General features: G+C 70.0%; 13 protein-coding genes and 1 tRNA gene. 3 read left to right on the top strand and 11 right to left on the bottom strand.

Annotated elements, in window-relative coordinates; genetic code table 11:
* Window positions 1–34: 34 nt before the first annotated feature.
* Together GT755_RS33925 and GT755_RS33920 are read right to left on the bottom strand one after the other, a co-directional pair.
* Window positions 35–736, bottom strand: coding sequence for a Bax inhibitor-1/YccA family protein (locus tag GT755_RS33925; RefSeq protein ID WP_235967966.1), 702 nt, complete (start codon window positions 734–736; stop codon window positions 35–37).
* Between the two features lie 179 nt (window positions 737–915).
* Window positions 916–2820, bottom strand: a complete 1905-nt coding sequence (locus GT755_RS33920; RefSeq protein ID WP_161483644.1) for a glycoside hydrolase family 15 protein — start codon at window positions 2818–2820, stop codon at window positions 916–918.
* Window positions 2821–3004: 184 nt separating this feature from the next.
* Between GT755_RS33920 and GT755_RS33915 the strand changes: the two genes are divergently transcribed.
* Entirely contained in the window at window positions 3005–4039 is a 1035-nt protein-coding gene (locus GT755_RS33915) for a DUF418 domain-containing protein (protein WP_235967964.1), read from the top strand.
* Window positions 3960–5045: a hypothetical protein gene (locus GT755_RS33910; protein ID WP_161483642.1), complete on the top strand. Its 1086-nt coding sequence runs from the start codon at window positions 3960–3962 to the stop codon at window positions 5043–5045. The genes GT755_RS33915 and GT755_RS33910 overlap by 80 nt, the downstream gene beginning before the upstream one ends.
* Before the next feature lie 788 nt (window positions 5046–5833).
* On the opposite strand, the gene GT755_RS33905 is transcribed toward GT755_RS33910, so the two are convergent.
* The 3 genes from GT755_RS33905 to GT755_RS33895 form a co-directional block, all read right to left on the bottom strand.
* Window positions 5834–5906 (bottom strand) — tRNA-Leu (locus GT755_RS33905).
* A 218-nt stretch (window positions 5907–6124) separates the two neighbouring features.
* Window positions 6125–7390, bottom strand: a complete 1266-nt coding sequence (locus tag GT755_RS33900; RefSeq protein ID WP_202610863.1) for an NAD(P)/FAD-dependent oxidoreductase — start codon at window positions 7388–7390, stop codon at window positions 6125–6127.
* A 272-nt stretch (window positions 7391–7662) separates the two neighbouring features.
* A complete protein-coding gene (locus GT755_RS33895) occupies window positions 7663–8433 on the bottom strand; it encodes a uracil-DNA glycosylase (RefSeq protein ID WP_161483640.1) in 771 nt (256 codons plus the stop codon).
* A 43-nt stretch (window positions 8434–8476) separates the two neighbouring features.
* Here GT755_RS33895 and GT755_RS33890 point away from each other — a divergent pair, with 43 nt between their 5' ends.
* Window positions 8477–9661: a cytochrome P450 family protein gene (locus tag GT755_RS33890; protein ID WP_328794710.1), complete on the top strand. Its 1185-nt coding sequence runs from the start codon at window positions 8477–8479 to the stop codon at window positions 9659–9661.
* A gap of 4 nt (window positions 9662–9665) precedes the next feature.
* Here the strand turns inward: GT755_RS33890 and GT755_RS33885 are convergent, their stop codons facing one another.
* The 6 genes from GT755_RS33885 to GT755_RS33860 form a co-directional block, all read right to left on the bottom strand.
* On the bottom strand, window positions 9666–10556 hold the full coding sequence (locus GT755_RS33885; protein ID WP_161483638.1) for a Ppx/GppA phosphatase family protein: 891 nt from the start codon (window positions 10554–10556) through the stop codon (window positions 9666–9668).
* Between the two features lie 227 nt (window positions 10557–10783).
* Window positions 10784–11284, bottom strand: a complete 501-nt coding sequence (locus GT755_RS33880; protein WP_161483637.1) for a DUF501 domain-containing protein — start codon at window positions 11282–11284, stop codon at window positions 10784–10786.
* Entirely contained in the window at window positions 11284–11679 is a 396-nt protein-coding gene (locus tag GT755_RS33875; RefSeq protein ID WP_062440365.1) for an FtsB family cell division protein, read from the bottom strand. Before GT755_RS33875 ends, GT755_RS33880 begins: the two co-directional genes overlap by 1 nt.
* Window positions 11680–11737: 58 nt before the next feature.
* Complete coding sequence (gene eno / locus GT755_RS33870) at window positions 11738–13015, bottom strand: phosphopyruvate hydratase (protein WP_030451960.1); 1278 nt, start codon at window positions 13013–13015, stop codon at window positions 11738–11740.
* Between the two features lie 50 nt (window positions 13016–13065).
* Entirely contained in the window at window positions 13066–14037 is a 972-nt protein-coding gene (locus tag GT755_RS33865; protein WP_161483636.1) for a MazG family protein, read from the bottom strand.
* A 3-nt stretch (window positions 14038–14040) separates the two neighbouring features.
* Window positions 14041–14646, bottom strand: coding sequence for a SurA N-terminal domain-containing protein (locus GT755_RS33860; protein ID WP_161483635.1), 606 nt, complete (start codon window positions 14644–14646; stop codon window positions 14041–14043).
* Window positions 14647–14662: the final 16 nt, after the last annotated feature.

Below are 14662 nucleotides of genomic sequence, written 5' to 3'. Positions count from 1 at the left end.
GCCGAAAACCGGGGGCGTGCTTTCCGTCGTTCGATCAGTCGTCGCCGGAGAAGTACGACAGCAGGCGCAGGACCTCGAGGTAGATCCACACGATGCTGAGCATCAGGCCGAAGACGAGCAGCCAGGACGTGCGCTCGGGGGCGCCGGCCTGAACCGCGTGGTTGATCTCGTCGAAGTCGAGCAGCAGGAAGAACATGCCCAGGAGGATCATGCCGACGCTGAACGCGATGGCCAGCGGGCCGCCGTCACGCAGACCCAGACCACCCGGCACCCAGATGCCGACGATCAGGTTGACCAGGATCAGGCCGACCGCCGCGATGGCGGCGCCGATCACGAACTTCGTGAACTTCGGCGTGGGCCGGAAGATGTTCAGCGCGTAGACCGCCAGCACACCGAGCACCGCCATCATGGTGCCCACGATGGCCTGGAGCACGATGCCGCTGCTGACATAGGTCTCGAACACCCGGCTGATCGCACCGAGCGCGACGCCTTCAAGCACCGCGTAGGCGAGGATCAGTGCCGGGTTGGTGCTCTGCTTGAACGTGATGACCAGGCCGAGGATGAAAGCGGCGATGACGGCGACGACGGCGACGCCCATGCCCACTTTCATGATCCACGCCACGCCCGCGGACGCGAGCAGCGTGCCGAGGACGATGAAGCCCTTCATGACGACGTCGTCCATCGTCAGCGTGCGGCCCACGGGGGTGGGCGGCGCGTAGGCCGGCTGGTTGTACATGTCCTGCAGATGCGCGGGGCTCGGCGTCGGCCCCGACCACTGTCCTTGGCCGACCGGGCCACGCCGACTGAAAATCGGGTTTCTGCTCTCCACCGTGCCTCCACGATGCGGTTTTAATGATCAGCTATCTCGCCATGGTCCCGTGGGATCTGTGACCCCGCAAGACCAAGGGATGGTTCTCACCGCCTCCTCAACGAGTGATCCGCCGGGGAAGTTCCGGGATGGTGATGGTGGTTTTCGGCACGGATGATGTGAATGATCGCGTTGATCAGAGCCAGGTGGGTGAACGCCTGCGGGAAGTTGCCCAGCTGCCGGCCGCTGACCGGGTCGATCTCCTCGGCGTAGAGGCCGAGCGAACTGGCGAACGACAACAACTTCTCGCACAACCGCCGGGCCCGCTGGAGCTCCCCGATCTCCGCCAGGGCGCTGACCAGCCAGAACGAGCAGATCGTGAAGGTGCCCTCTTCGCCCGACAGGCCGTCGTCGGTCTCCTTGGTGCGGTAACGCAGCACCAGGTCGTCGACCGTCAGGTCGTCGGCGATGGCCAGCACGGTCGCCCGCACGCGCGGGTCGTCGGCCGGCAGGAACCGCACGAGCGGGATCAGCAGCAGCGAGGCGTCGAGCGCGTCGGTGCCGTAGTGCTGCCGGAAGATCCCGTTTTCGCTGACGCCGTTGGTGCAGACGTCGTCCTTGATCTCGTCGGCGACCTTCTGCCACGTCTCGGCCAGCTCGGGCTCGCCGCGCAGCTCGGCCAGCCGGGCGCCGCGGTCCATGGCCACCCAGCACATGACCTTGGAGGAGGTGAAGTGCTGCGGCTCGCCGCGCACCTCCCAGATGCCCCGGTCGGTCTCGCGCCAGTGCTTCATCGCCGCCTCGACCTGACGGACCAGGATCGGCCAGATCCGGTCGTCGAGCCGGTCGCGCGACTTGATGTGGATGTAGAAGGAGTCGAGGACCGCGCCCCAGACGTCGTTCTGCCGGTGGTCGAACGCCCCGTTGCCGATGCGCACGGGCTTGGCGCCCTCGTAACCGTCGAGGTGGTCGAGGATGCGCTCGGTCAGGTCGCGTTCGCCGTCGACCCCGTACATGATCTGGAGTTCCTCGTCGCGCTCGGCCACGTCGGCGATGAACCAGAAGAAGTCGTCGGCCTCCCAGTCGAAGCCGAGCGTGTAGAGGCCCCAGAGCGCGAACGTCGAGTCGCGCACCCAGGAGTAGCGGTAGTCCCAGTTGCGCTCGCCACCCGGGGTCTCCGGCAGCGAGGTCGTCGCCGCCGCGACCAGCGCCCCCGTCGGGGCGAACGTGAGCCCCTTCAGGGTGAGGGCGCTGCGCTCCAGGTAGCCGCGCCAGGGGTGGTCGGGGATGTCGCCGCGGGCCAGCCAGTGCTGCCAGTGGTGCGCGGTCCAGACGAGCCGCTTGTAGGCGTCGTCGTAGGTGTACGGGGGTTCGTGCTCGGTCCAGGAGAGCGCGACGAAGCGCGTCTCTCCTTCCTTGATGAGGGTGCGGGCCATCGCGCGGCCCGCCTCGAAGCCCAGCCGCATGTCGGTGGTGAGCCTCAGCCTGAGGTCACTGCCCTCTGCGGTCGCCAGTCCCTGGTGGTAGCCCCTCCCTGTGTATGACCAGTTCACGGGCTTACGGCCGTAGTCGAGGACCGGTTCGCAGTCCAGTGTGATCTGCAGTTCGCCCGACACGCAGCGGACCGTCCGGAGCAGGACGTGGTCGCTGTCGTAGTCGGTGGGCGCCCTCCGGTGGGTGTGGGAGAGCTCGTTCTCGTGGTGCCAGGGGCCCATGAGGAGGACGTCCCTGACGATGATCCAGCCCTGGGGGGTGCCCCAGGAGGTCTCCAGCACCATCGTGCCCGGGAGATAACGGCGGGCGGCCGGCACGAACGTGTCGGCCGGGCCCAGCCGGAACCGCCCCGCGCCCCGGTCGAGCACCGCGCCGAAAACCGACGGGGAGTCGAGCCGTGGCAGGCAGAGCCATTCGATGTTTCCGCTGCTCGCGACCAGTGCGGTCACTTCACAGTCGGAGAGGAAGCCGTAATCCGCGATAGGGGGAAAGGGGGAAGATCCGTGAAGAGTGTCCATGTTCCACCCGTCCAGTCGCCGTACCGTGTTCCGAGCCACGATACGCCGCGATCAACTCCGACAAGATCATTTCGCGCCGACTCGCGGCGGGTTCTCCCCGTCGGCCGAAAGGACGAGCCGGAGGGCCCGGATGTGGCCGTTCGGGTCAGGTTCGGGGCCCGCGCCGCGACCAGACTTCGACGGCATGTCACGACTATCCCCCCGGCCACGCATCGTGGCTCTCGACGTCGTCCGCGGCTTCGCGCTCTGCGGGATCCTCGTCGCCAACGTCCGGCCCATCGCCACCACGGTCGGGCTGCTGCCGCCCGACGGCGCGCCGCCCACCACGGCCGACCTGTGGCTCGGACTGCTGGTCGACCATCGGTTCTTCCCCATCTTCTCACTGCTGTTCGGCATGGGCTTCTGGCTGCTCTACGAGTCGGCCGGCACGCGGGTCGTGCTGGTACGGCGGCTGCTGGCGCTGCTGGTGCTCGGCCTGGCCCACCGGCTGCTCTGGGACGGCGACATCCTGGCGATCTACGCCGTGGCGGGGCTGGTGGTCCTGCTGCCGTCGACGTGGTTGCCCCGCCGGGTGGTGGCTGTGCTGTCGGCCGCGGCGCTCGGCCTGGCGCTGTTCCTCGGCGGCGGGATCCTGGTGGTCCCCGGGTTGTTCCTGCTGGGGTCGGCGCTGGTCCGTTACGGGGTGGCCGACCGGCTGGAGTCCTCAGCCCTGGTCCCGGCGGTCGTCGGCGGGGTGGCGCTGGTGCCGGCCGTCGTGCTGGGGTACCTGCAGGCGTCCGACGCCCGGTTCTTCACGTCCGCCGGGCTGGCGACCGCCGTCGTCTACGTCTGCCTGTTCCTGGTGCTGCTGCGCGGCCCGCTCCGGGGGTTCCTGCACGCCCTGTTCGCGCCCCTCGGCCGGATGGCGCTGACCAACTACCTGACGGCGACGGTACTCGTACTCGCCGTGCGGCCTCTGGTCGGCGGGACGGCCGAGGACTGGTCGGCGGCGACCGTGCTGGGCATCGCCGCGGGCGTCGTGGCCGTGCAGTGGGTCTGGTCGACGTTGTGGTTGCGGCGCTTCCGGCAGGGGCCGGTCGAGTATGTGTGGCGCCTGGCCACCTACCCGAAACGGGCGCGCCAGGGTATTGATCGATCCCATGAACGATCGGGTGAGGGCGTGGCTGCCGAGCGGGTCCCTGGGTCTGGCCCTGACGATCCGGGGAGTCGCCGAAGGTAGCACGATCTCGCTGACGGTCCACCTCGTCGTGGCGGCCGTCGTCGTGGCCGTCGTGCGCGGTTATCAGTTACGGAAGGCCCGGCGGGTCGTCGCCGGGGCGCTGGAGCCGGTGGACCCCCCGGCGCCCGGCCGGGCGCGTGAGGAGGAGTCGCGGCGGCTCGCCGACTGGTGCGACGGGCCCGAGGCGGCGTCGGCGCTGGCGGTGGCCGGTCCTCCGGGGACGGGCAAGTCTCGGCTCATGCGGGGGTTCGCCCGTGGTCGCGGCCGGAAGTGGCGGACCGGTCTGCTCCGGCCGGGCCAAGGCCGCGACCTCGTGCCGGCGCTGCGGAACATCGGAGGACCGACGCTGATCCTGGTGGAGGAGGCCGACCTCCGGGAGGACGTCGACGGCCTGCTCGCGGAGCTGCGCGGCTACCAGGGCACCACGACGATCCGGCTGCTCCTCGAAGTGCGGCGGCCCTGCGGCGTCGAGCAGGTGGTGCGCCTGCCGGGGCCGGACGGCGTGCGGAGTGTCCGGGACGCCGATCCGGATCCCGTCGTCGCCGCCGCGTTGCTGGTGGGCCCCCTGCCGACGCTGCTGCGGCGGATTCCCGAGCTGGCGGGCCGGACGGCCGCGGAGCGGGAGTGGGTGGCGGAGCGGGCCGCCGGCGATCCCGTGCGTCCGGTGCCGGTGGCGGGGCGGCTGCTGGCGGAGGTGGCGGCCGCTCGTCCGGGGTTGATCGACCGGCTCACCCGGGACGTGTCGGTCAAGCAGGCGCGGCGGGCGTTGTGGTGGCTGGCGCTGATCGTGGACGAGTCTCCGGAGGCCGCCGAGTCCTTCCTCCGGCTGGCGGCCTCCCGGCCCGAGCTGCTGCCCCGGGCGGTCTGCTGCCTGGTGGGCGACGGTCTGGCGACGCCGCTGGCGGCGCTGGTGGCGGCCCGCGAATGGACCCCGGCCGAACGTGACGCGATGGACTCACCCGATCTGCCCGACGCGGTCAGGTCGGCCCTCCGGGCCGCCGCCTGAACGGAACCTGGGAGAAAGGGCCGGTCACCAAAGTGACTGATGTTACTCGACGGTTCTCCCGGTCGGCTTGGCGGAAATTTTACCGGATGCGTGGAACCATTTCGGGGCGCACCTCGTCGGGCAGGTGATCACACCTGGCACGCCCATATCCGGGCCGTTTCCGACCGAGTGGCGATGACCTTGCCGATCATCTCCACACCGCCTCCGACCTGCGAAAACTTGAAACAATGAATGCGGGACCCGATTTCCTGACCGCAATCAGCGATGAATCCCCGACATTCGACGAAACGATCGACGGAAACGCATTCTCATCGCCGGTTCAATGCCGCCGGCCGGCGAGCCGGTGAAATCACCTCCGCCGCGTCCGCCGCCTCGCGGGAAATGCCGCCACAGGGAAACCGTAACCGACTGCGACCCTGTCCCGTCTATCCATGATCAGGGTTTATCGGTCGCCCCCTTAGCAACGTTTTCCGCCCGCCACCACTACCCGAAGGGAAGCGACCGGCATTCGGCCGCGAAATGGGATTCTCCCGTCGAAGCAAGGCCGTCCACGCGACCGGCGGCCCGGGAGCCCTCACCGCCCCTGACAAAGATCGGCTCCGGGCACCCGCCAGGGCCCGGATCCGGCGTCCACAGCGGGGTTCGGAGCTTGACCGGAGGGCTGACGGCACCCCCCGACGATCACCGTCGCAGGCCGGTTCGCGGGCATTAACCGCGTCCATCCTGGAATCACAACGGCCCGCGACCGCATTTCTGCTGGTCACGGGCCGAATTACGCCACCAAACGGTGCCCCCGGCGGGACTCGAACCCGCACTAAAGCCCTTTTAAGGGGCTTGCCTCTGCCATTGGGCTACGGGGGCGCCGCGATCATACGTCACGGAGCGCACAACTGTAACTGGTGAGACCTTACGCCGCATCCCCCGTACGATCCATCAAACTGGGCGGCAATACAGTAGCAGGGAGAATGTCCGGCGAAACGGGATGAAACAACCATCCCCGTTCCCTTCTCTCCTTGCAATGTGATAACGGCCCGCGCCTGATGGTAGGCGCGGGCCGTTAACAAAGGGAGATGCCGGGGTTACCCGGCGGCAGCGGCTCTGAACTGGTCGCGGGGGTGCTCGATCTCACCCAGCGAGACGGTCTCCCGGCGGAAGAACAGGGAGAGGGTCCAGTCGGCCATGACGCGGACCTTCCGGTTGGTGGTCGGCACCCGCGACAGGTGGTAGGTCCGGTGCATGAACCACGCGGGCCAGCCGCGCAGCTTGACTCCGTAGACGTTCGCGACGCCCTTGTGCAGGCCCAGTCCGGCGACCGAGCCGACGTACTTGTGCTTGTAGTCCTTGAGCGGACGGCCGCGCAGGTAGGCGGTGACGTTGTCGCCGAGGACCTTGGCCTGGCGGACGGCGTGCTGGGCGTTGGGCGCGCAGTACTCCCCCGGGTGGGTGAGGTCGGGCACGCCCGCCACGTCGCCGGCCGCGAAGGCGCCCTCGACGCCGCTGACCGTGAGCTTGGTCGTGGTCTTGATGCGGCCGCGCTCGTCGAGCGGGAAGTCGCCGGAGTTCACGATCGGGGCGGCCTTCACGCCGGCCGTCCAGACGACGGTCGCCGACTCGAAGGAGTCGCCGTCGCTGGTCTCGACGAGGCCGCCGACCACCGAGTTGAGCCGGGTCGACATCTTCAGCTCGATGCCGCGCTCGCGGAGCTGCTCGGCGGTCCAGGTGCCCATCTCGGGGCCGACCTCCGGCAGGATCCGGTCGGTCGCCTCGATCAGCACCCACCGCAGGTCGCTCTTCTTGATCGACGGGTAGTAGGAGATCGCGTCGTCGGTCATGTCCTGGAGCTCGGCCAGCGCCTCGATCCCGGCGAAGCCGCCGCCGACCACGACGAAGGTGAGCGCCCGGCGCCGCACCTCCTCGTCGTCGGTGGACTCGGCCCGGTCGAGCAGCGCCAGCACGCGGTTGCGCAGCGCGATGGCCTCGCCGACCGACTTGAATCCGATGGCCGCGTCGGCGAGCCCGGGGATCGGCAGCGTGCGGGAGATCGAGCCGGCCGCCATGACCACGACGTCGTAGCCGATCTCGCGGGGTTCGCCCACACTCGGCTCGAACGTCAGCTGACGCTGCTCGTGGTTGACCTTGGCGACCTTGCCGTTGAGGATCCGGACCTTGGGCAGGACACGCCGCAGAGGCGCCACGACGTGCCGCGGCGAGATGCTTCCCGCGGCGGCCTCCGGCAGGAACGGCTGGTAGGTCATGTAGGACTGCGGGTCGATGAGGGTGATACGGACCGATCCGTTCCGCAGTTCGCGACGGAGGGTGCGCTGGAGCCGCAGGCCGGTGTACATGCCCACGTATCCACCGCCAACGATGACGATGTGCTTCGACGTGCGGTTCACCACGGATGCCCTTCGTGTGTCCGATCGCTTGTGAAAGCATTCACAAGCTACCTGAACAACACCGGCCGAGGCCAATCCCTTCCCAAGGGAACTTGACCGAAGTTTCCGGTTTGGTAATTTTCAGTACGACTTGACGTGGGAACTTTGCCCAAAATTTCGAACGTGACCGACTTCACACATGTGAAGCAATTCACAAGCCCGCTGACCTGGGACAACGAGGGTCAGAGAGCGGCGGCGCGGGAGAAGACCGCGTCCAGCATCGCCTCGGTGACCCGGCCGGTGAACGTGTTCTGCTGGCTCGGGTGGTAGCAGCCGATCAAGGTCGTCTCTCCCAGGGGCACCTCGACGCCGTGGCCGAACGGCGGGCGGGGGCTCGGGAGGGCGTAGCCGGCGGCCTTGAGAGCGGGCCAGATCGCCTGCCAGGCGAAGCCTCCCAGGGCGACCACGACACGCGGCCGCACCAGACGCAGTTCCTGGAGCAGCCAGGGGAAGCAGGTGTCCCGCTCCTCCGGCGTCGGCTTGTTGGCGGGCGGCGCGCACCGGACGGCCGCGACCATGCGCGCGCCGATCAGGCGCTGGCCGTCGCCCGCGTGCACGCTCGTCGGCTGGGCCGCCAGGCCGCTGCGGAAAAGGGAGGCGAACAACCAGTCGCCGCTGCGGTCGCCGGTGAAGATGCGGCCGGTGCGGTTCCCGCCGTGGGCGGCCGGGGCCAGGCCCACGATCAGGACCCTCGGGTCGTCGTCGCCCCAGCCGGCGATGGGACGTCCCCAGTAGGTCTCCTCCCGGTACGCCTTCCGCTTCACGTCGGCCACCTCCTCCCGCCACGCCACCAGCCGCGGGCAGGCGCGGCACACCGACTGGCGGGCGGTCAGCTCGCCGATCGACGGGCTGTTCGCGGCCAGCTCCGCCACCTCCGCCGGCGTGGTGGCGACGGGGGTCGAGGGGGTGGCCGGGTCGTCCGGCCAGCCGGTGCCGGGAGGTACGAAACTCATGGCCCCAAGCGTGCCAGCGGAGGCGGCGGGGAAGGAAAGCGCCGTGTCCCTCCCTCCACTCTTCGGCCCCGCCTTCGACGCCGACCCCTACCCGGCCTACGACTGGCTGCGCCGCAACGCCCCGGTCACCAAGGTGCCGCTGCCCGGCTGCGAGGCCTGGCTGATCACGCGTTACGCCGACGCGGTGACCGCGCTGACCCATCCGGCGCTGGCGAAGGATCCGGCGCTGGGCTCCCCCGAATGGTTCCGCGCGCAACTCGGCCTCCCCCTCGACCACCGCTCGACGCTGGCCCGGCACATGCTGAACGCCGACTCCCCCGACCACCCCCGGCTGCGCCGCCTGGTCAGCGCCGCGTTCACGCCCCGGAGGGTGGCGAGTCTGCGGGCCAGGGCCGAGGAGCTGACCGAGGGCCTGCTCGCCGTGATGGCGGCCAAAGACGAGGCCGACCTGATCGCCGACCTGGCCTACCCGCTGCCCATCGCGATCATCTGCGACCTGCTGGGCGTGCCCGAGTCCGAGCGGGCCACCTTCCACCACCTGGCCTCGGTGATCGACTCGGCGGCGGCCTCGGAGATCGACCAGCTCGCGGCGGCGACCGACGGCATGGAGCGGTTCCTGGCCGACCTGGTGGCCCACAAGCGCACCCATCCGGGCGACGACCTGCTGACCGAACTGGTGCGCCGCCCCGACATCAGCCCCGACGAACTGACCTCGACGGCGTTCCTGCTGCTGATCGCCGGGCACGAGACGACGGTCGCCCTGATCGGCAACGGCCTGCTGGCGCTCTTACGCCACCCCGGCCAGTTCGCGGCGCTGAAGAAGGACCCTTCGACGCTGCCCGACGTGATCGACGAGATGCTGCGTTACGACGGCCCGGTGCGGAACGCGACGTGGCGGTTCCCGACCGAGCCCGTCGTGATCGGCGGCCAGGAGATGCTGCCCGGCGAGCCGATCCTGGTGTCGCTGCTGGCGGCCAACCGCGATCCGGAGGCCTTCGACGAGCCCGACGTGTTCCGTCCGGGCCGGATCGACGAACCCCACCTGGCCTTCGGGCGCGGCCCCCACTACTGCGTGGGGGCGGCGCTGGCCAAGATCGAGGGCGAGGTCGCGATCGGCGGCGTGATCTGCCGTTTCCCCGACCTGGAGCTGGCGACCGACGACCTGGTGTGGTGGCCGAGCAACATCATGCGCGGCCTGTTCTCCCTGCCGGTCCGCCTCAACAAGTAGGGCTTCAGGTCAGCGACCAGGCGATGCCGTCGAGGATGTCGTGCTCGCTCACGACCACCTCGGTGAAGCCGAAGTCGCGCACGATCCCGTCGAGGATGAGCGCACCCGCGCAGATGACGTCGACGCGGCCCGGGTGCATCACCGGGATCGCGGCGCGCTCCTCCCGGGTCATCCGGAGCAGCCGGTCGGTCACCTCGTGGACGTCGGCGGCGGAGATCCGCGAGTGGTGGATCTTCTCGGAGTCGTAGAAGGGCAGGTCCAGGGCGATCCCGGCGACCGTGGTCACCGAGCCGGCCAGGCCGACGAGCGTGCGCGCGTCGCGCACCGGAACCGTGTCGGCGACCACGGCCAGGGCGGCGTCGACGTCGGCCCGCATGGCGGCGAAGTCGCCGTCGTGGCGCTCGGTCAGGCGGACGCAGCCGATGTCCATCGACACGGCGCCCTTGACCTCAGAAGAGCCGACGACGAACTCGGTCGAGCCGCCGCCGATGTCCACGACCAGATAGGGCCCCGGCGGGTCGGAAATGCCCCTTACGGCCCCGTTGAAGGAGAGGGCGGCCTCTGCGGCACCGGTGACGACTTCGGGCTCCACGCCGAAAATGGCGCGCACGCCGTCGACGAAGACCTCTCGGTTCCCGGCGTCGCGGGTGGCCGAGGTCGCCACGACCCGGGTCTTCACCGCGCCCTCGTCGAGGATCTCGGCGGCGTAGCCGCGCATCGCGGCGAAGGTGCGCTCCAGGGCCTCGGGGGCGAGCATCCCGGTCTTGTCGACGCCCTGCCCGAGCCGGACGATCTCCATCCGCCGCGTGACGTCGGTGAGCGTGTCACCCTCGACGTCGGCGATGAGCAACCGGACCGAGTTGGTCCCACAGTCGATGGCGGCCACACGTGTCACTACTCAACCCACCCCTTAGCACCGGCGATCGCGCCCGCCAGCATATGCGGCCAAGCTACCGGCCCACCGGGCGATCAACGTCGCCGTTGGTCCTCCACTTCCGGGGCGGTCGACGGGAACCCGTCGCGGCTGGAGCGGGAGCGGGCGGCCGGCGCCGGAGGCGGGGCCGATCCGGCGGCGGCGGGCGGCGCCGGGGTGGGCGGAGCCGTAACGGAAGAAATCGACTTTCAGCAGACGCAGGGGCCGTCGGCCCACCACTCCGGGAGGGCGTCGAGGGCTTCGCGGCCGAACGGGTTGGTGCCCGGGGCGGCGAGTTCGTGGCCGACCAGTGCGTGGAGGCACTTGACCCGGTCGGGCATGCCGCCAGCCGTCTGGGTTCCGCGCGGGAGTGGTTCGAGGCCGTCTTCGGCGGCGGCCTTGTCGCGGCGGGCCAGGTAGTCGTCGTGGGCGGCCTGGTAGCGGGCGGCCAGGTCGGGGTCGGCGGCGAGGCGTTCGCGCATCTCGGCCATCAGGCCCTCGGCCTCGAGGGTGCCGATCGCCGAGGCGGCCCGGGGGCAGGTCAGGTAGAAGGTCGTCGGGAACGGAGTTCCGTCGGGGAGGCGGGGCGACGTCTCGACCACGTCGGGCAGGCCGCACGGGCATCGGTGGGCCACCGCGCGCACGCCGCGCGGCGGACGGCCCAGTTGTGCCTCGACCGCCGCCAGGTCGTCTGGACTGACCCCGGACACTATCCCCCCATTTTCTTGCCTTGCCCCCGGTCGGCCGACTCGACCGACTGCCAGAGCGAGATGTACCACGGCGAGACGGCGGCCTTGCGCTGCCCTGCCGAGGCGGATGTCTTCGTTCCGTCGTCGAGGACCCCGTAGCAGTGGGCGCCCGGCTCGCAGAAGTGGAGCTTCTCGCGGGCCTCACGCTTGATGTATTCGGGGTCTTCGAGGCGTTTGCGTTCCTCTTCGAGCGAGCGCAGGTCGGCCAGGGCCTTGGCCTGCTGCTGTTCGAGCTGGGTGATCTGCCGCCGCTGGGCGAGGAACTCGCGCACGGGATAGGCCAGGCTCATCGCGATCGCGCAGACCACGACCGCGAGGATCGCGGCCCGGCCGGTGAGCTGCGGTCGTTTCGCCATCTGAACCTCGCTTCCGGTAGGGCCCGCGCCGGACGGACGCGGGCCGTACCGGTAAAACTTAGCCCTGGAAGCGCGGGAACGCCTTGCGACCCGCGTAGCGGGCGGCGTCGTCGAGAAGTTCTTCGATGCGCAGGAGCTGGTTGTACTTGGCGACGCGGTCGGAGCGGGCCGGGGCGCCGGTCTTGATCTGGCCGGCGTTGACGGCCACCGCGAGGTCGGCGATCGTGACGTCTTCGGTCTCGCCCGAACGGTGGCTCATCATGCAGCGGTAGCCGCTGCGGTGGGCCAGGTCGACGGCGTCGAGGGTCTCGGTCAGGGTGCCGATCTGGTTGACCTTGACCAGCAGGGCGTTGGCGGTGGCGCTGTCGATGCCCCGCTGGAGCCGCTCGGGGTTGGTCACGAACAGGTCGTCGCCGACGATCTGGACCTTGCCGCCGATGGAGTCGGTCAGGGTCTTCCAGCCCGCCCAGTCCTCCTCGTCGAAGGGGTCTTCGATCGAGACCAGCGGGTAGCTGCGGACCAGGTCTTCGTAGTAGGCGGCGAGCTCCTCGGCCGACAGGCCCTTGCCGTCGATGGTGTAGACGCCGTCGTTGTGGAACTCGGTGGCGGCCACGTCGAGGGCGAGCGCGATGTCGGTGCCGGGGGTGAAGCCGGCCTTCTCGATCGCGACCAGGATCAGGTCGAGCGCGTCGCGGTTGCTGGGCAGGTTGGGGGCGAAGCCGCCCTCGTCGCCCAGGCCCGTGGCGTAGCCGCGCTCCTTGAGCACCGACTTGAGCGAGTGGTAGGTCTCGGCGCCGATGCGGACCGCCTCGGAGAACGTGGCCGCGCCGATCGGCGCGATCATGAACTCCTGGATGTCGACGTTGGAGTCGGCGTGGGCGCCGCCGTTGAGGATGTTCATCATCGGGACCGGCAGCACGTGGGCGTTGGGGCCGCCGACGTAGCGGAACAGCTGCAGGTCGGACGACTCGGCCGCGGCCTTGGCGACGGCGAGCGAGACGCCGAGGATGGCGTTGGCGCCGAGGCGGGCCTTGTTGGGCGTGCCGTCGAGGTCGATCATGACCTGGTCGATGATGCGCTGCTCCTCGGCGTCGATGCCGAGGATCTCGTCCTGGATCTCGTCGGTGACGGCCAGGACGGCCTTCTCGACGCCCTTGCCCTTGTAGCGGGAGCCGCCGTCACGGAGCTCGACCGCCTCGAACTGCCCGGTGGAGGCGCCGCTCGGGACGGCGGCCCGGCCGGTGCTGCCGTCTTCGAGCAGGACCTCGACCTCGACGGTGGGGTTACCCCGTGAATCGAGGATCTCGCGGGCGTGAACGGCCTCGATGGAAGCCACGAAGCACTCCTAAAGTCGAAAGACAGTTTGCGACAAGAGCCTATCGACGCCTACTCGCCGGTAACGCCCATCTGTCCACCATCCGAGACGGGACCTCGCTCCCACGCCTCGACCCTGGCCCGATATTCGCGGGCCGCCTGCCGCAGCGCCGCCTCCGGATCGTCTCCGGCGGCCTGGATCTCGCGGACGAGGTCGAAGAGCCGCTGCCCCGGGGAGGAGGGCCCTTCGGCGAGCTCGGCGGGAGCGCCCACCCGGGACGCGCGCCGCAGCAGCTGGGCCGCCAGGGACACGGCCGGCTGGCCCATCGGAACCCCGGCCAGCGCCGACTCGGACTCGCCCTTGGCCGCGCGTTCGGCCTTCTTGATCTCCTCCCAGTTGGCCGCCACCGTCTCGGCCCCGTCGACGGTCACGTCGGCGAACACGTGGGGGTGGCGCCGGACCAGCTTGGTCACGATGGCGTCGGCGACGTCGTCGACGTCCCAGCCCTCGTCGCCGCGCTCCTGGGCGAGCCGGGCGTGGAAGACCACCTGGAACAGCAGGTCGCCGAGTTCCTCGCGGAGCCCGGCCAGGTCGCCGTTCTCGATGGTCTCGACGACCTCGTAGGACTCCTCGACCAGGTAGGGGATCAGCGACTCGTGGGTCTGCCGCCCGTCCCAGGGGCACTCACGCCGCAGCCGGTCCATGACGGCGACCATGTCGAGCAGGCGGGCGCCGGGCAGGTCGTAGGAGCCGGGCACGACCTCGATCTCCGGCGGGTCGGGCAGCGCCAGCGCCGCGTGGCCGACGGCGCGGAAGAACGCCTCGTCGCCGTCCTGCGCGGCCAGCCAGACCAGGGTCGCGGTGACCGACTCGCGGGCGATGGCGGCCGGGTCGTCGCGGACCTCCGCTCCGGGCACGAACGGCAGCAGCGGATGGTCGGCGGAACCGGTGAAGACCTTCCCCGCCCGCAGGGCCTCCCACGCGGGAGCGCTGAGGATCCCGGGGGCGACCCGGGGCGAGGAGGTGACGACGATCAGGGGCACGCGTCAGCCCGCAGCGGCGCCGTTGCCGGCCGGCGCGGTGCCGAAGCGGTCACTCGGCAACCAGCCCTGCGACGGGTCGAACTTGCCGTAGCGGGGGCTGAAGGTCACCGGGATCTTGCCGGCCAGCTCGTTGATCTTCTGCTGACCGGCGGCCATCTGCTGCTCGCCGGTGCCGCCGCCGAGCTTGGCGGCCAGCTTCTCCGAGCCGATGGAGACCTTCAGCCAGTCGCGGGCCAGCAGCGGGGACACGCCGCGCTGGAGGAGGATCTGGTCGACGGCGGCCTGGCCGTTGTTGCTGGCGTAGAAGGCGTCGACCTCGCCGTCCGAGACGGTGATGCCGTTCTGCCTCTCAAGCTGGCTGAACTGGCTGACGTTGACGAGCTGGAGCAGCACCGCCTGGGTCACCGTGCCGGGAAGCTGCTGCAACTGGTCGGGCGGGATCTTCGCGCTCTCCAGCGCCTTCTGGAACTCCGTCACGTTCTCGTCGAGCGTGGCGGTGGTGATGCGGTGGTCGCCGACCGTGGCGGCCGAACCGGCCTGGATCGGCCCGCTGCACGCGGTAAGCGCCAGCCCTGCGGCGACGGCCACGGCGGCCAGTTTGAGCTTCACAGACGACCCCTCCAGG

This window comes from Herbidospora solisilvae, assembly GCF_009901565.1.
Lineage (GTDB): Bacteria > Actinomycetota > Actinomycetes > Streptosporangiales > Streptosporangiaceae > Herbidospora > Herbidospora solisilvae.
Note: the sequence above shows the minus strand (reverse complement) of the source record. Positions and strands in the feature narration are given on the sequence as shown.